This window comes from Yinghuangia seranimata (assembly GCF_029953285.1).
Lineage (GTDB): Bacteria > Actinomycetota > Actinomycetes > Streptomycetales > Streptomycetaceae > Yinghuangia > Yinghuangia seranimata.
This window is the reverse complement of sequence record NZ_JASAOI010000002.1, coordinates 335,061-350,522: the sequence shown is the minus strand read 5'-3', so window position 1 is coordinate 350,522 and position 15,462 is coordinate 335,061. Positions and strand designations below refer to the sequence as shown.

Here is a 15,462-nt window from a genome sequence, read left to right as displayed (position 1 = left end):
ACCCGGTTTGCTCCAACATATGGCGATTTGCCGCGTGGCACCTCTCGGGGCCGCGTCCGCGCAGGTCAGGGGCGGTCAGGCGGTACGCCGCGCCCGGCCCAGGGCGTAACCCGACACCACGGCCAGCACGGGCAGCACGACCAGGCCTGCCGCGGCATTGAGGCCGCCGTAGCCCGCCGCGGCCAGCACCGAACCGGACAGCGCTCCGCCCGCCGCGCCGGCGAGGTTCATCAGCAGGTCGGACGTCCCCTGCACACTCGGCCGCGCGGCCTGCGGCACCGACTCGGCCAACAGCGACGAGCCCGCCACCATCGAGCACGACCAGCCCACGCCGAGCAGCACCAGGCCGACCATGGTGACCGGCACGCTGTGCCCGGACAGGCCCGCGACCAGCACCGCGCCGAGCAGCACCAGCTGGCCCGCGATGATCACCGGGATCCGGCCGATCGTGTCGGCGGCCCAGCCGACCAGCGGGGACAGCGCGTACATGCCGGCGATGTGCAGGCTGATGGTCAGGCCGACGAGGGTCAGCGCCGCGCCGTGGTCCTTCATGTGGACGGGCGTCATCGCCATCACCGACACCATCACCGCGTGCCCGAGCACCACCGACGCCACCGCGAGCATCGCCGGACGCGAGGAGCGGATCACGGCGAGGGAGGACCGCATCGAGGCGCGGGGCGGCGGCGCGGCCGGTCCCGTGCCGGCGCTGGACGCGGCCAACTCGCGCGCGGTCAGCAGCGGGTCGGGGCGCAGCAGGATCCACATGGTCAGCGCGCCGCCGACGAAGGACAGCGCGGAGAACACGTACGGCCCGGCCAGCTCCGGCAGCCCGAGCGCGCGGCCGACCGCCGCGCCCGGACTGTTGAGGTTGGGGCCGACCACCGCACCGACGGTCGTCGACCACACGACGATCGCGAGCGAGCGAGCCCGGGTTGCGTCGTCGGCGAGGTCGGCGGCCGCGTACCGCGACTGCAGGTTGGCGGCCGAACCGGCGCCGAAGACCACGAACGCGGCGAGCATGAGGGGAAACCAGCCGAGCACGGCCGCGAGGATGACCACGAGCGACCCGCACGCCGCGGTGCTCCAACCGAGCGTGAGCGCGACCCGCCGACCACGCGCGTCCGCCACCCGCGCAAGCGGCAACGCGAACAACCCCGCCCCGAGCGTGATCGCCGTAACCGCGAACCCCGACCACGTCTGCGACCCGGACAGGTCTTCGGCCAGCAGCCCACTGACCGCCAGCGACGACCCGACCCCGATCCCGCCCACGACCTGCGCGAGCACAAGCACCCGCACCGTCCGCCGACGGAGGCGCGGCAGGTCGACGTCGCCACCCGGGCCCGCACCGACCGCGGCCGGCTTGGGGCCGGCCGCCGCGACCGGGTCGCCGGGCATGTCGGCTATTCGCTCGTGCGCGGTCATTCAGGCACCATCGTCGACACCATCACCATTCGAGCAGGTCGGGAGCTATCGGGAGATCATCGCGGACACTCGTACAACACGCCACGCATGGGGTCGCACAGACGCTTCCGCTGCCCGGCCGCACCTGCTCCGGGACGCCCGTCGGGGTCAGCGCAGCGCGGGTTCTCCGGCGCGGATCGCTGCCATCACGCGTTCGACCGTTGCGCGCTTCTCGCCCACGGGGGCCGCGTAGTCGATGGCGTCGCGGGCGGCGGCCTCGCCGACGGTGCGGACCAGGGTCCAGCCGGCGAGGTACTGGGAGGCGAGGCAGCCGCCGGCGGTGGCGATGTTGCCTTCGGCGTGGAAGGGGGCGTCGAGGACTGTGACGCCGCATGCTTCGACGAACGGCCTCGACGTCGTGTCGGTGCACGCGGGCATCGTGTCGAGGAACCCGAGGCGGGCCAAAACGAGGGCGCCCGAGCACTGGGAGCCGATCAGCTGGCGTTCCGGGTCGAGCGGGAGGAGGTCCATCAGGCGGTCGTCGGCGACGACGTCGCGGGTCTTGATGCCGCTGCCGATGAGGACGACGTCGGCCTCGGCGGCGTAGTCGAGCGGTTCCTGGCCGCGTACCTCGACGCCGTTCATCGATGTGACGACCGGCGTCGGCGTGACGATGGTCGCGGTGACACCGTGCGCGTGGGCGCGGTTGATCAGTCCGGACGCGATGAAGCTGTCCAGCTCGTTGAAACCGTCGAAGGTCACCACCGCGACACGCATCTGCATCCGCCCTCTCTGAGCCCCTGAGCCGGCCGACCACGCGGCCGTTCCCGTCAGTCTGTCGGGCCCGTCAACAGGCTGTCACCGGCCAATCGGGACACGGTGGCCTGCGCTTTCACGCCACAACGGCGGATGACACGGGGCCTTCGCGTGGTTGACTCGCGACGAAGCCGAAGATCGTCCACCGAGCCGAGGAGCCAGCGATGAGCAGCAGCACGACCGTTGCCGACAACCCCGACAAGTCCCGCTACGAGATCACGGTCGAGGGCGACGCCGAACCGGCGGGCTTCGCCGAGTATTTCCTGCACGGCGACGAGATCGCGTTCATCCACACCGAGATCGACCCGAAGTTCGGCGGCCAGGGCCTGGGCGGTGTGCTGGCGCGCGGGGCGCTGGACTCGGCGCGCGAGCGGGGGCTCGGGGTGCTGCCGTACTGCCCGTTCATCCGCGGCTGGATCCGCAAGCACCCGGAGTACACGGACCTGGTGCCGGAGGCGAGCCGGGCGAAGTTCGAGCTGTAGTGGGTGGGTCGGGCCCGTGCCGCACCGTCGGCGCGGGCCCGTCCGGGCGGTTATTGGGAGGAACGTTTCGTGGTCGGTGCCTAGGGTGGGGTGCCTATGACTCACGCCGACACGCCCGTACCGTCCGAGCCCCGCGTCGTCCCGGAGATCCCGACGGGTCCGGTCCCGGTGCCGGGCGTCGTGGGCGCGCTCGCGGGCGGGTTTCCGCTGACGCCGGTGTGGGTCAACGAGCTCGGCGGGCTGACCTTCCGTCTCGACGCCGCGCCCGGCGACGTCAGGTACGTCAAGTGGGTCGCCGCCGGAACGCCCGAGATCGACCTGCCGGGCGAGGCGGCGCGGCTGGCGTGGGCGTCGCGGTGGATCCCGGTCCCCGAGGTCGTCGAGCACGGGTCCGACGCGGACGGCGCGTGGCTGGTCACGCGCGCGGTGCCGGGCGTCACGGCCGTCGACCCGCGTTGGTGCGCGGACGCGGCGACGATCACCACGGCGGTGGCCGGGATCGGGCGCGGGCTGCGGCTGCTGCACGACGCGCTGCCGGTGGAGGACTGCCCGTTCGAGTGGAGCGTCGCACAGCGCCTCGCACGCGCGGACGAACGCATCGAGGACGGCGAAGGCCCCGCCGACTGGTCGCCCGAGCACCGCCACCTCACCGTGGCCGGAGCCCGCGCGCTCATCGACACCCCGCCGCCGATCGACCGGCTCGTCGTCTGCCACGGCGACACGTGCGTGCCCAACACCATGCTGCACGCCGACGGTTCGTTCGCCGCCCACGTCGACCTCGGCTCGCTCGGCGTCGCCGACCGCTGGGCCGACCTCGCCGTGGCGGCGTGGAGCCTGGACTGGAACTACGGGACGGGCTACGACCACGTGCTGTACGACGCGTACGGCATCGCGCCCGACGCCGAGCGCATCGCGTACTACCGCCTGCTGTGGGACCTGGGCTGACGCGGCCGACCGCCGGGAACCGGATCGGCCCGTGCGCGTCTCACCTCCGGTAGGCGCGGCCCGCACGGAGGGCCGCCCACGGCGCGTCATGGGGGCGGGCAATGGAACGAGGCAGCATCACACGGGCGGTCGTGGCGGCGGGGCTGGCCGTGTTCGCGGCGGCGGGCTGCGCGTCGTCGGACGATGCGGCGTCCGGCTCCTCCCCCACGCCGACCGCCTCGACGGGCCGGTCGGCGCCGCCGCACAGCGAGCAGATCAACGCCGACCCGGTCCGCTTCGCCGTCGACCTCCCGGCGGGCGGCGCGGTGTCGGACGCCGCCGCGGGGACGTACGTGGCCAAGACCTGCCCGCCGCCCCCGATCCGGGTCGACCTCGACGCGAAGCGCAGCGTGACGTTCATGGCCTGGCCGACGTCGTGCGCCCCGTCGACGCAGAAGCCCGGGAACGGCAACCACGGCGTCTACCGCACCGCCGCGGACGTCCCGGCCGACGCCGCGAACCGCACGACCGTCGCGACCCCGCTCGGCGAGGCGACCGTCTTCGAGCAGCAGTACTACGAGTGCACCAACTCCTGCCACACCTGGACCGAGCCGGTCGCGGTCGTCACCCTGGCCACGCCGCCGGACGCCACGCACACGGCGCTGGTCGCGCTGTCCGCCAAAGGCACGGTGACCGCGAAGGACCTGGCGGAGTTCCTGCGCACCCACCTGCACCCGGCGGCGGGCTGACGACGCGTCAGGCCGCGTCGTGGTGCCACACCATCGCGTGGGCGAAGCCCAGGTCGTCGAACGCGGCGCCGGGGAAGGCCGCGGCGTAGCGGCGCTCGTACTGGCCGCGGGTCAGGTAGCGGTCGCTGAGCAGGTGGTCGAGCCAGCGGCGCCCGGTGCGGAAGCGGAAGAGCCACCAGGCGTCGCGGGGGCCGAGGCGGACGAGGTCGGCGGGGAGCTCGTACACGGCGCCGGTGATGTACGCCCAACGGGCGGGTGTGGGCCGGGGCGACACGTTGTCGACGAGGATGGCGGTGCCGCCGGGGCGGACCAGCGAGCGCAGGTGCTGAAGCGCCTTGTCCAAGTCGGGCACGTGGTGCAGCGTCGCCATGCACACCACGAGGTCGAAGCCGGCCTCGTCGGTGACGTGGTGCAGGTCGAGGGCCTCGTAGCGGACCTTGGCGTGCGGGCGGCGCAGCCGGGCGGTCTCGATGAGGGCGGGGCTGAGGTCGGCGGCGACGACCTCGTCGTACGTGTCGGCGAGGGCCTGCGCGTGGCGGCCCGATCCGCAGCCGGCGTCGAGGGCGCGGCCGCCGTGGAGGGCGAGTTCGGCGAGGCGCGCGGCGAGCCAGTCGCCGAGCGGGTCGTGGAGGTCGGAGTAGCGGTCGTAGTCGCCCGCGAAGGTGTCGAACGACTGCGGGTCGGCAGGAGGTACCGCGTTCCCGCCCCGCATGCCGTGCTGCCTTTCCGCCTGCCCGCCTCTTGACATCGTGCCCCCGTACCGGTGCGCTGGACCGTCATCATTGACACGATCAAGAACACCTGACCCGCGCTCAGCTCGCCGACCGCTCGAGGATGTCGCCCCATGTCGTTTGTGCTCATCGACAAGCCGCGCCCACACGTGACCCTGATCACGCTCAACCGCCCGGAGCGGATGAACGCGATGGCGTTCGACGTGATGGTGCCCTTCCGCGAGGCCCTCGAGGAGGTCAGCGCGGACAACGATACGCGGGTGGTCGTGCTCACCGGCGCGGGGCGCGGCTTCTGCTCGGGCGCCGACCTGGAGAGCTCGGGCCGGATCCCGGGCGTGAAGGGGCTGACCCGCACCAGCATCGCCCGGCGTTCGATGGAGATCCTCGACGACGTCATCCTCGGGCTGCGCAAGCTGCACCAGCCGGTGATCGGCGCGATCAACGGCCCGGCGATCGGCGGCGGGTTCTGCCTGTCGGTCGCGACGGACATCCGGATCGCCTCGGAGGCCGCGTACTTCCGCGCGGCCGGCATCAACAACGGGCTGACGGCGAGCGAGCTCGGCATCAGCTACCTGCTGCCGCGCGCCATCGGCTCGTCGCGCGCGTTCGAGATCATGCTGTCCGGGCGGGACGTCGACGCCGTCGAGGCCGAGCGCATCGGCCTGGTCTCGCGGGTCGTGCCGGGCGAGAAGCTGCTCGACGAGTGCCTCGACCTGGCGGACCGGATCATCGGGTTCAGCCGGGTCGGCGTCGAGGTGACCAAGCGCATGCTGTGGGCGGGCCTGGAGGCCGGGAGCATGCAGGCGCACATGGACGCGGAAGGACACGCACAGCTGTACGTCCGCCTGACGACGCAGAACTTCGAAGAGGCGATCATCGCCCGCAAGGAGAAGCGGGTGCCGGAGTACAAGGACTGACACGTCTGTCGGCGCGGGTCCGGCCGCCTCGAAGGGTTCACCACATTCACCGCAGTAAAACTGTGGTGAAATTACGGCCCGAGGGGCACCGGAGCCGGACCCGCGCGCCTACCGTGCGGAGAAGGGCGGCCGAGCCGGGGAGTCCGGCCGCGCGGAACGCCGGGGGGCGCCATGTCCGCATCGCGTACGCACGTCCGTGGCAGGTGGGCGCACACCGCGGTCGCGCTCGTCCTGGTCCTGGCGCTCGCCGGCTGCGGACTGCTCGCGAAGGCCCGCGACGACCGTCGGCCCGACACCGCCGAACCGACCGCGTGGGACCGGGTGCTGGCCATGGCGGGCCCGCACGGCGAGGTCACCAAGGACATGGCGCTCGCGGCGTTCGCGGCGACGTTCGGCACGCTGCCCGGCGTCCCCGCGCCGCAGGGCGGTCGCGACGGGATCACCTCGGGCAGCGCGGCCGTCCGGTGGCTCGAGGGCTACTGGACCGAGCTGACGCCCGATCAGCGGACGGCGGCGGACCGCTGGTTGCAGGCGGGGACACCGGACGTGGGCGACGGCGAGGGCGACGGAGCCGGGCCGACGGCGAAGCCCTCCACGCCGACGGCCAAGCCCTCGGCGACGGCAACGGCGACGTCGAACGCGGCGCCGTCGCAGAAAGCCGTGCCCCTGCGGCGTTCCGTCCCGGACGCGCCGCCGCTCGCGCCTACCGGCTACACCCCCACGCCGGGCTCCCCCGCCGGGCGCCTGTTCACCTGCCCTGCGGGCACGTCCCGCGACCCGGACATCGACACGCGGGCGTCCTACGAGACCAATCAGCTGGCCGTGCGGATGTCCGCCGCGACGGACCACCTGCACATCCGCGTGTGCCTGGCCGACCCCGCCGCGTTCGACCCGCACGGCGAGGTGGCCCCCGGCGTGCGGGCGTTCGCCGACGCAGGGCACGACGGCACGGAGACCGTTTGCCGTATCGCCGTGCTGCCGCCGTTCCGCTCGGACAGCCGCGCCGACCAGGAGTTCACACTGGTCGAAGAGCTGACGCACTGCTTCAGCATCGCGATCCTGCCCCAGCCCCGGTTCATGCTGATGCCGGCGTGGGTGGAGGAAGGCCTCGCGGCGTGGTGCGCCGCGACGCTCGTAGGATCGATCCCCGGCTACGACCCGTCGTGGCCCACATATCTGACGCCGGTCGCCGACACACCGGACTGGACACCGCTGAACCGGCGCGGCTCGTCGGCCCTCGGCTTCTGGTTCCACCTGTCGACGCATGGCGTCGACCTCTTCCCCGCGATCCGAAGAATCAAGGAGGCGGTGCCGTCCGGCGGCGACGCGGTGTTCACCGCGGCGACGACCACCGCGGGCGGCCCCGGCCGCGCGGCACTGCTCGACGCGTGGATCTCCGCACTCGTCCGGCAGCCCGGGCGCAGCCGCGAATGGGACGCGCGCGGCGTCGGCGTCACCGCGTCGAGCTGGGTTCCGAAGGTGTCGGGCCAGGTGACCGACCACGGCCCCGCGTACACCCAGCTCAGCGGCCCGTTCGGTGGCCAGCTCGGCTCGGTCGACCTCAAGGCCGAGGTGGTGCGGCTGTGGGACGGCGGTTCCGGCTCGGCGCACGGCCGGTTCGGGCCGGGTGCCCTCGACGACTACACGTTCGCGCAGGCGTTCGGGAAGACGTTCTGCACCCGGGGCGCGGCGTGCCGCTGCCCCGACAACAGCCCGGGCGCCGGGACGGCGTTCACCCGGATCGACTCCGGGCCCGCGCTGGTCGCGCTCACGGGCGGAACCGACAGCGCGGCGGTGGTGGTCGGCGGGCGCAGCCTCGCGGACTTCTGCGGCAAACCGGCCGATCCGAGGGAGCCTGCGCCTCACGGCTCTCCGGCGTCCCCAAGCGCGCCGGGGCCGAACGGCCCCGAAGGCCCGCCGTCCGGGTGCGCCGGGTGCGGTGCCGGGTCCAGCTTCGGCGACCCGCACCTGGCGACGTTCGACGGCGACCGCTACGACTTCCAGGCGGCGGGCGAGTTCACGCTCGTCCAGGCGCCGGGCGACGGGATGCGCGTGCAGACCCGCCAGGAGCCGGTGGCCGGTTCGCGCGCGGTCGCCGTCAACACGGCGGTGGCGGCCGACGTCGCCGGGGACCGGGTCGGGTTCTATCTGACGGGCGCGGGTGGTGTGGACGTCCGCCTCAACGGCGGCGCGACCGTGCCGCAGGCCGGGGTGACGGCGCTGCCCAAGGGCGGCCGCCTGACCCGCTCGGGCGCCGCCGCGGCGCCGGCCTACGCCGTCGCATGGCCGGACGGAAGCACGCTGTTCGTCACGCCGATCGGCGGCTATGGCCTCAAGGCGGACCTCGCCGTCGCCGCGGCGCGCGCCGGCGGGCTGTCCGGGCTGCTCGGCGACTTCGACGGCCGACCCGCGAACGACCTTGTCACCGCGGGAGGTTCGGCGCTCGCGCAGCCGCCGGCGTGGGCCGACCTGCACGGCGCGTTCGCCGACCACTGGCGGATCAGGGCCGAGGAGTCGCTGTTCGACTACGCGCCGGGGCGTTCCACCGCGTCGTACACCGACCGGGCGTTCCCCGCGGAGCGCCCTGCCGCCGCGCTGCCGAACCGGCCCGCCGCCGAGGCGCGCTGCGCGGAGGCCGGGGTCACCGACCCGCGGCTGCGTGAGGCGTGCGTCGCGGACGTCGCGCTCACCGGGCACGACGAGTTCGCGCGCAGCGCGGGCGCGGAGCAGAAGTTCCAGGCGGCGGCCGGGCCGGGCGCGGGCGCCGGCCTGCCGGTGGACCCGGCGTGCGTGGTCACGACGCCGGGCGCCGCCAACACCAAGCGGTTCCCGGTCGCGGTCGGCGACACGGTACGCACCGGCGGCACGGGCGCGATGGCCTGCGCGGGCTACCTGCCGGCCGGCGACTGGGACCACGAGTTCGCGTTCACCGGCACGAAGGGCACCACCGTCGACCTGCGCCACACCGGCGACGCCGACTGCCGGCTGCGCTGGTCGCTGTACCGGGACATCGTCGTCCGGTACTCCGAGGCCACGCTGCTGCGGAAGCCGGTGTCGGTGTGCCGGGACCTGGGACCGGTCGTTCTGCCGGCGGACGGCGAGTACTTCGTGGTGGTCGACAAGACCGACGCCGCGGTCGCGGGAACGTACGGCTTCACCGTTGGAAGCGGCGTGTGACGAGGCTGTGACGGAAGTCGGGACAGCGGTCCCGGGTGGCCGGGACAGCGCGTACCTACCGTGAAATCAGAGGGGCCGTCGCGGGGAGACCACCGGCCCGAAGCGTCCGGGGGGACGGCATGCACGCAGCGGGGTTGTCGACGCGGATGAGGGCGGCGGTGGCGGTGCTCGCCGCCGCGCTCATGCTGACGGTGGGGGGTTGCGGCTTCCTCAAGCACCTCACCGACAAGGACGAGAAGGGGGGCGGCGCCAAGGCCGAGCCGACCGCCTGGCAGAAGGTCCTGGCCATGTCCGGCCCCGAGGGCGAGGTCAGCCAGGAGATGGCGCTGGCCGGCTTCGCGGTCGCGTACGGGCCGCTGCCCGGCGTCCAGGCTCCGCAGGCGACGACCTCCGGAGTGCAGTCGGGCACATCGGCCCTGCATTGGATCAGCCTCTACTGGGACCAGTTGTCCGCGGACCAGCGGGCGGCCGTCGCCGCGTTGACCGGGCAGGACGAACCGCGCGCCGTCGCCCTACGCAAGGCCGGCGGGACACGGGGGCCGACGCCCAAGCCGACCACGACGCCGCGCCCGACCAAGGCGTCGCCCGGCGGGACGAAGGGTGCGGCCAAGCCCGCGATGCCGCCCGCCCTCGACCCTGTGATCGCCTCGTGCGGCCCCGGGAGCCGTGCCGACAAGGCCATCGAAACGCAACTCCACGAGCTGTGGGACAAGCTCGCCCCCAACCTGAAGCTCGACACCAGGGTGCACATCGCGGCGTGCCGCCCGTTCAACCAGCGCCCCGACGCCCTCGCCGACGCCACGGGCTGGAACAGCACCACGTCCGGGCAGCAGTGCGAGGTCAACGTGTACCCGGTGACGTTCGCGAAAAAGAAGGACCCGAAGACAGGCAGGACGACCGGCGAAGACTCGTTCACGGCCCGGCAGCGCGAGGAGTTCCTCGCCCACGAACTCGGGCACTGCGCCCAGGGGATGATCCTCGACGACGAGGACTTCTTCGGCCATACCCCCGAATGGCTGACACAAGGCATGTGCGACTGGATCGCCGCCAAGGTCACCGGCCACTACGACCAGCCGTGGGACTGGAAGAAGTACCTCACCCTCGACAAGCTCGATCTCCGCACGATGGACGAGGCCGCGATGGGCTTCTTCAACGAGCTCGAGTACCGCGGCGTGGACGTGTGGTCGGTGATCCGCCCGGCCCTGAACGCCGGCAGCGCCGGCAAGAGACCGCACAACACGGACGCGTTCAACGCGCTGCTCGACGGCAGACGGGACGACGTGCTCACTGCGTGGGGCGCCGGTTTCTACCGCGGCGGCGAGCACGGGCCCGCGTGGAACACCGACGGCATCGGTATCACCGACGACGGCCTGCGCGACGGCAAGGTCGTCATCCCGCTCACCAACGCCCACCAGGTCAACGCGGTCGATCCCGGGGCGTTCGAACCGATGTTCGCGCGACTCGACCTCAATGCGGACATCGTGCGCCTCGAACAGGGCAAGGGCGGCACGTTGTTCGGCCGGTTCGGCCCGGCGCCGGGCTATGACTTCACGTTGCCCGAGCACCTCACGGACGTGTACTGCACGCTCGGGTCCAAGTGCGAGTGCCCGGAGGACAGCCCCGGCTACGGAACGGACTTCACCAAGGTCGACCCGGGGCGCGGCTACCTCGGCGCGACCGGCGGTACGCAGGCCACGCAGGTGCTGATGTACGGCCAGAGCATCAAGGACTTCTGCGGCGACCCGAAGAACAAGCCCAAGCCCGGCGGCGGAGGCGGGGGCGGATCCGGCGGCGGATCCGGCGGGGCCTCGACGCCGTCGTGCACGCCGCCCGCGGGCGGCGGGAAGTCGATGCTTGCGCGGCAGCCGTCCGGTTCGCTGGGACGGGCGAAGCCGTTCCTCGCGCCGACGTGCGGCGGCGGGACCAGCAACGGCGACCCGCACCTGCAGACGTTCGACAAGCTGCGCTACGACCTGCAGTCCGTCGGTGAGTTCACGCTCGCCGCGTCGTTGGACGACAGCCTGCTCGTGCAGTCGCGGCAGAGCCCCTGGGGCAACCTGACCTCGATCAGCGTCAACTCGGCGGTGGCCGCGAACGTCAACGGCGACAAGGTGGGGGTGTATCTGACGACCGGCGCCCAGCCGCGTATCGATGTGCACCTCAACGGCAGGACGATCACCCCGGCGGCAGGCGACACCAAGCTGCCCAAAGGCGGCTACCTCAACCGCACCGGCGACGGGATGGGCGCGAACTACACCGTCGTGTGGCCGGACGGCTCGCACCTCTATGTCACGCCGATCGGGTCGTGGGGCTTCAAGACGGACCTGTACGTCCCCGACTCGCGCAAGGGCCGGCTCAACGGCCTGCTCGGCGACTTCGACGGGAAGCCGGCCAACGACCTGGACACCGGCGGCGGCAGCGTGCTCGCCCCGCCCGCGAAACCGGCCGACCTGCACGGGGCGTACGCCGACCACTGGCGGATCAAGCAGGAGAAGTCGCTGTTCGACTATGCGCCCGGCCAGTCGACCGCGACGTTCACCGACCGGAACTTCCCGCGCGCTGCGCCCGACCCGAAGACGCTGCCGGGGCGCGCGCAGGCCGAGGCGACGTGCAGGGCGGCCGGGATCACCGACGCCGGGCTGCTGGAGGCCTGCATCCTCGACGTCGCGCTCACCGGGAAGAGCGAGTTCGCGGCGGCGGTCGCGCAGCAGGAGAAGACGATGCCGACGACGCCCGCGCCGGGTGGGCTGGACGCCTCGTGTGTGAAGAACGACGTCGACAACGTCAGCTGCACGGGCAAGGTCGACGGCCCGAGCGGCGTCAAGGAGCTGCCGTTCACCGTCACCGGGTACACGCAGCTGACGGTCAAGCAGGGGCCGAAGGCGGACTGCTCGGTGCAGCTGGACGTGGTCCGGGGCGACGGGTCCGAGCTGCTCGGGTACGCGTCGGTGTGCCAGACGCGCTCGGCGCCGATCCCCGCCGACTCCGCGGACTACACGGTTCGGCTGAGGACCGGCGCCGGGGGCGGCACGCCGCCGTACGACGTCGTGGTCAGCGCGTCGGGGTGAGCTCGCCCTCGACGGGCGACGCGGTCGCCGGCGCCTGGGGGGCGGGCGCCGTCGGCCGGGTCGCGAACCACGAGCCGGCCAGGATCAGCGCGGTGCCGGCGACGATCGACCAGGTGAGCTTCTCGTCGAGCACCAGCACGCCGAGCAGCACGGCGACGACCGGGTTGATGTACGTGATGAGCGCGGCCCGCCCGGCGCCCGCCTCGGCGATGAGCTGGTAGAAGGCCAGGAACGCGAGCGCGGTGCACACCAGGCCGAGCGCGGCCAGCGAGCCGAGCGCCTTGCCGCTGGGCATCGAGGTGGGCGCGGTGGCGATCGCGAGCGGGAGCAGCACGACGGTGGTGATGCTCATCGTGGAGGCGACGATGCCGAGCGGCGGGACGTCCGACAGCTTCCGCTTGACGATGAGCGTCGAGCACGCGTAGCCGAGCGACGCGAGCAGCACCATGCCGGCGCCGAGCAGGCCCAGCCGGTCGCCGGTCAGGTCGAAGCCGACGAGCGTCGCGACGCCGCCGAGGCCGACGGCCAGGCCGACGGCGCGGGGGCCGGTGACGCGCTCGCTGGCGTCGATCTTGAGGGCGATGAGCGCGATCATGATCGGCTGCGAGGCGATCAGCAGCGCGGTCAGCGACGACGAGATGTGCACCTCGCCGTAGGTGATGAGCAGGAACGGCCCGGTCACGTGGGTCATCGCCAGCAGCGCGACGATCTTGAACCGGCCGCGCAGCGCGTCGAAGGCCCGGCGGCGCAGCGCGAGGGGCACCAGGACGATCGCGGCGATCGCGGTGCGGGACACGACGACCACCGGCGCGGACATCTCGTCGACGGCGATCTTGATGAAGAGGTACGAGACGCCCCACACGATCGACATCGAGGCGAAGAGGAGCCAGGCTTTCCGTGTCATGCATTCATCGTCCTCGGATAGTGTCGACAGCAGAAGTGATGAACTGCTTAACGACCATTAAGGAGGACTGATGATCGACGTGCATCGGCTCCGCATCCTGCGCGAGGTCTCCGAGCAGGGCAGCTTCGCCAAGGCCGCGGCCTCCCTCCTGCTGACCCCGTCGGCGGTGTCGCAGCAGGTCGCCGCCCTCGAGAAGTCGCTGGGCCGGCCGGTCGTCGAGCGCAGCACGCGCGGCGTCACGCTCACCGAGTCCGGGCGCGTGCTCGTCGAGGCCGCCGAGACCGTCGCCGCCGAGCTGGCCGCCGCACAGGAGCGGATCGACCGGCTCGCCGACGGGCACACCGGGCGCCTCGCGGTGGCCACGTTCACCAGCGCCGGGCAGTCGCTGCTGCCGCCCGCGCTGATCGCCCTCAACGCGCACTACCGCGACGTCGAGCTGACCGTCAGCGAGGCCGAGCCGGCCGACGCCGCCGCCCTCGTCCGCGAGGGCCGCGCCGACCTGGCGCTCGCGTACCACTTCGGCCGCACGCCCGAGGTGCCCGGCCTGGTGTGGACGCCGCTCATGGACGAGCAGATGTGGCTCGTCATGCCGCGCTCGCACCGGCTCGCGCGGCGCCGTTCCCTGCCGATCGCCGAGCTGACCGACGAACGCTGGATCGAAGGCTGCGGCGCGGCCGGCGCGCCGCTCGCGCGCGCGTCCGGCATGGCCGGATTCCAGCCGGACGTGGTGTGCACCAGCACCGACTACCTCTTCAGCCAGTCGCTGGTCGAGGCCGGCGTCGGCATCGCGCTGATCCCGCGCATCGCGCTGGCCACCCACAAGGCCGACAGCCTCGCCTTCATCCCGCTCGAGCACCCGCGCCCGGTCCGGCACATCGGCGCCCTCACCGCCCGCCGGCGCTGGGCGCAGCCGCTCGTCGACACGCTGCTGACGACGCTGAAGGACGCGGTGGGGACGATCACGCCGGACCCGCGCGACGCCTGACCGCTGCGGCTACCGGGTCCGGTGGAACTCGACGATCTCCACGGTCGCCGCGCCGTTCACCACAAACGGGTCGGACGCGACGGCGGCCTCGACCTCCGCGCGCTCCCCCTCGGCGATGATCATCCCGCCGGTCCGCGGCTCAAGCCGGCCCGCCATGCGGACCATGCCCTTCGCGAAGACACCGCCGGGGTTGTTGTAGTGCGCGTCGACCAGCTCGTCGATGGTGGACAGCGGGGCCGTGTACGTAAACATGATCAGGAACATGCGTCCAGCCAACCGCGCCCGGGTCGCCGGGCGCCAAGACCGACCACCTGACCGGGCCATAGGCTGGCACCTATACCGGGTTCCATAGAGAGGCAGCGTGAACGAGGACCGGCAGGACCGACAGGACCGACAGGACCCGCTGAACGGCGTCGACCTCCGCCACCTGCGCTACCTCGCCGCGGTCGCCGACGCCGGCACCGTGACGGCCGCCGCCGAATGCCTGCGCATCGCCCAACCCAGCCTCAGCCAGCAGATCCGGGCCCTGGAACGCCGGGTCGGCGTACCCCTGTTCCACCGACGGCCACACGGCATGGAACCGACCGAGGCCGGCGAACGCCTCCTCCACGGCGCCCGACGCGCCTTCGCCGAACTGGAAACGGCCCTCGCGGCCGCCCGCGGCGTGCCGTCCGAGCCCACGCTAGGCGTCAGCCCAGGCGTCCCGGAACCCGTGCTCGCCGCGGCAACCGCCCTCATCACCGCTGACGGTCAGGCCCGGCCGCGCATCACCCCACTCACAACCCGCAACCAGATCCACATGCTCCGCACCGGCGACCTCGCCTACGGCATCCTCCGCCTCCCCTGCGACGCAACCGGCCTAGCCCTGCACCTCCTCTCCGACGAGTCCCTAGGCGCCGTCCTCCCCACCACCCACCCCCTAGCCGCGCACCCCACCCTCACCTGGACCGACCTGACCGACCAACGCCTCCTCTGGTTCCCCACAGCCAACGCCCCCGAATTCGCCGCAACGGTCCTGGACACCCTCGCCACAAACGGCTGGACCCCAGACCTGATCACCGAACCCCCAGGCAGCCACGCCCAGTTCCGCCTCACCCTCCGCACCACCCCAAACCTCATCGCCCTACGCCCCGCCCCATCCATAGCCGACGACCCAACCCTCACCTGGCGCCCGATCACCCCAAACCCACCCCACGAACGCCTGGCCCTGGCCACCGCCCACCACACCCCCTGGGCCCAAACCCTGCCCACCGCCCCCTGACCACCACCCGTTCCGCAAAACCGATCGCCCACCCAGGCACCACACTG

General features: G+C 72.7%; 13 protein-coding genes. 8 read left to right on the top strand and 5 right to left on the bottom strand.

All coding sequences use genetic code 11. The annotated features are described in order from the left end of the window. Positions 1 to 75 precede the first annotated feature (75 nt). Positions 76 to 1,422, bottom strand: coding sequence for an MFS transporter (locus tag QI554_RS01775; RefSeq protein ID WP_281464992.1), 1,347 nt, complete (start codon positions 1,420 to 1,422; stop codon positions 76 to 78). Between the two features lie 147 nt (positions 1,423 to 1,569). Next, the gene (locus QI554_RS01770) at positions 1,570 to 2,178 is read right to left on the bottom strand and encodes a DJ-1/PfpI family protein (protein WP_281465177.1); all 609 of its coding nucleotides are present in this window, start codon (positions 2,176 to 2,178) and stop codon (positions 1,570 to 1,572) included. 203 nt (positions 2,179 to 2,381) lie between these two features. Between QI554_RS01770 and QI554_RS01765 the strand changes: the two genes are divergently transcribed. The 3 genes from QI554_RS01765 to QI554_RS01755 all read left to right on the top strand — a co-directional run bounded on the left by QI554_RS01765 (position 2,382) and on the right by QI554_RS01755 (position 4,372). Beyond that, positions 2,382 to 2,699: a GNAT family N-acetyltransferase gene (locus QI554_RS01765; protein WP_281464990.1), complete on the top strand. Its 318-nt coding sequence runs from the start codon at positions 2,382 to 2,384 to the stop codon at positions 2,697 to 2,699. Between the two features lie 96 nt (positions 2,700 to 2,795). Then, a complete protein-coding gene (locus tag QI554_RS01760; RefSeq protein WP_281464988.1) occupies positions 2,796 to 3,644 on the top strand; it encodes an aminoglycoside 3'-phosphotransferase in 849 nt (282 codons plus the stop codon). 101 nt (positions 3,645 to 3,745) lie between these two features. Then, positions 3,746 to 4,372: a hypothetical protein gene (locus QI554_RS01755; RefSeq protein ID WP_281464986.1), complete on the top strand. Its 627-nt coding sequence runs from the start codon at positions 3,746 to 3,748 to the stop codon at positions 4,370 to 4,372. Between the two features lie 7 nt (positions 4,373 to 4,379). Here the strand turns inward: QI554_RS01755 and QI554_RS01750 are convergent, their stop codons facing one another. Next, complete coding sequence (locus QI554_RS01750; RefSeq protein ID WP_281464984.1) at positions 4,380 to 5,084, bottom strand: class I SAM-dependent methyltransferase; 705 nt, start codon at positions 5,082 to 5,084, stop codon at positions 4,380 to 4,382. A 132-nt stretch (positions 5,085 to 5,216) separates the two neighbouring features. On the opposite strand from QI554_RS01750, the gene QI554_RS01745 reads away from it, so the two are divergent. The 3 genes from QI554_RS01745 (at position 5,217) to QI554_RS01735 (ending at position 12,265) form a co-directional block, all read left to right on the top strand. Next, positions 5,217 to 6,020 carry an enoyl-CoA hydratase gene (locus QI554_RS01745; RefSeq protein WP_281464982.1) on the top strand — a complete coding sequence of 268 codons (804 nt, stop codon included), beginning with the start codon at positions 5,217 to 5,219 and terminating at the stop codon, positions 6,018 to 6,020. 171 nt (positions 6,021 to 6,191) lie between these two features. Beyond that, complete coding sequence (locus tag QI554_RS01740) at positions 6,192 to 9,197, top strand: VWD domain-containing protein (protein WP_281464980.1); 3,006 nt, start codon at positions 6,192 to 6,194, stop codon at positions 9,195 to 9,197. A 119-nt stretch (positions 9,198 to 9,316) separates the two neighbouring features. Next, on the top strand, positions 9,317 to 12,265 hold the full coding sequence (locus QI554_RS01735) for a VWD domain-containing protein (RefSeq protein ID WP_281464978.1): 2,949 nt from the start codon (positions 9,317 to 9,319) through the stop codon (positions 12,263 to 12,265). Here the strand turns inward: QI554_RS01735 and QI554_RS01730 are convergent. Beyond that, on the bottom strand, positions 12,249 to 13,169 hold the full coding sequence (locus QI554_RS01730; protein ID WP_281464976.1) for a DMT family transporter: 921 nt from the start codon (positions 13,167 to 13,169) through the stop codon (positions 12,249 to 12,251). The genes QI554_RS01735 and QI554_RS01730 overlap by 17 nt on opposite strands. A gap of 70 nt (positions 13,170 to 13,239) precedes the next feature. Between QI554_RS01730 and QI554_RS01725 the strand changes: the two genes are divergently transcribed. Further along, positions 13,240 to 14,154: a LysR family transcriptional regulator gene (locus QI554_RS01725; RefSeq protein ID WP_281464974.1), complete on the top strand. Its 915-nt coding sequence runs from the start codon at positions 13,240 to 13,242 to the stop codon at positions 14,152 to 14,154. Positions 14,155 to 14,163: 9 nt separating this feature from the next. Here the strand turns inward: QI554_RS01725 and QI554_RS01720 are convergent, their stop codons facing one another. Continuing rightward, positions 14,164 to 14,406, bottom strand: a complete 243-nt coding sequence (locus QI554_RS01720; RefSeq protein ID WP_281464972.1) for a YciI family protein — start codon at positions 14,404 to 14,406, stop codon at positions 14,164 to 14,166. Between the two features lie 109 nt (positions 14,407 to 14,515). On the opposite strand from QI554_RS01720, the gene QI554_RS01715 reads away from it, so the two are divergent. After that, on the top strand, positions 14,516 to 15,415 hold the full coding sequence (locus QI554_RS01715) for a LysR family transcriptional regulator (RefSeq protein WP_281464970.1): 900 nt from the start codon (positions 14,516 to 14,518) through the stop codon (positions 15,413 to 15,415). Positions 15,416 to 15,462 lie beyond the last annotated feature (47 nt).

Excerpts from the sequence above, each read along its gene's own strand:
- QI554_RS01775 (WP_281464992.1), bottom strand. The coding sequence starts at position 1,422 with ATGACCGCGCACGAGCGAATAGCCGACATGCCCGGCGACCCGGTCGCG.
- QI554_RS01770 (WP_281465177.1), bottom strand. The coding sequence starts at position 2,178 with ATGCGTGTCGCGGTGGTGACCTTCGACGGTTTCAACGAGCTGGACAGC.
- QI554_RS01765 (WP_281464990.1), top strand. The coding sequence starts at position 2,382 with ATGAGCAGCAGCACGACCGTTGCCGACAACCCCGACAAGTCCCGCTAC.
- QI554_RS01760 (WP_281464988.1), top strand. The coding sequence starts at position 2,796 with ATGACTCACGCCGACACGCCCGTACCGTCCGAGCCCCGCGTCGTCCCG.
- QI554_RS01755 (WP_281464986.1), top strand. The coding sequence starts at position 3,746 with ATGGAACGAGGCAGCATCACACGGGCGGTCGTGGCGGCGGGGCTGGCC.
- QI554_RS01750 (WP_281464984.1), bottom strand. The coding sequence starts at position 5,084 with ATGCGGGGCGGGAACGCGGTACCTCCTGCCGACCCGCAGTCGTTCGAC.
- QI554_RS01745 (WP_281464982.1), top strand. The coding sequence starts at position 5,217 with ATGTCGTTTGTGCTCATCGACAAGCCGCGCCCACACGTGACCCTGATC.
- QI554_RS01740 (WP_281464980.1), top strand. The coding sequence starts at position 6,192 with ATGTCCGCATCGCGTACGCACGTCCGTGGCAGGTGGGCGCACACCGCG.
- QI554_RS01735 (WP_281464978.1), top strand. The coding sequence starts at position 9,317 with ATGCACGCAGCGGGGTTGTCGACGCGGATGAGGGCGGCGGTGGCGGTG.
- QI554_RS01730 (WP_281464976.1), bottom strand. The coding sequence starts at position 13,169 with ATGACACGGAAAGCCTGGCTCCTCTTCGCCTCGATGTCGATCGTGTGG.
- QI554_RS01725 (WP_281464974.1), top strand. The coding sequence starts at position 13,240 with ATGATCGACGTGCATCGGCTCCGCATCCTGCGCGAGGTCTCCGAGCAG.
- QI554_RS01720 (WP_281464972.1), bottom strand. The coding sequence starts at position 14,406 with ATGTTTACGTACACGGCCCCGCTGTCCACCATCGACGAGCTGGTCGAC.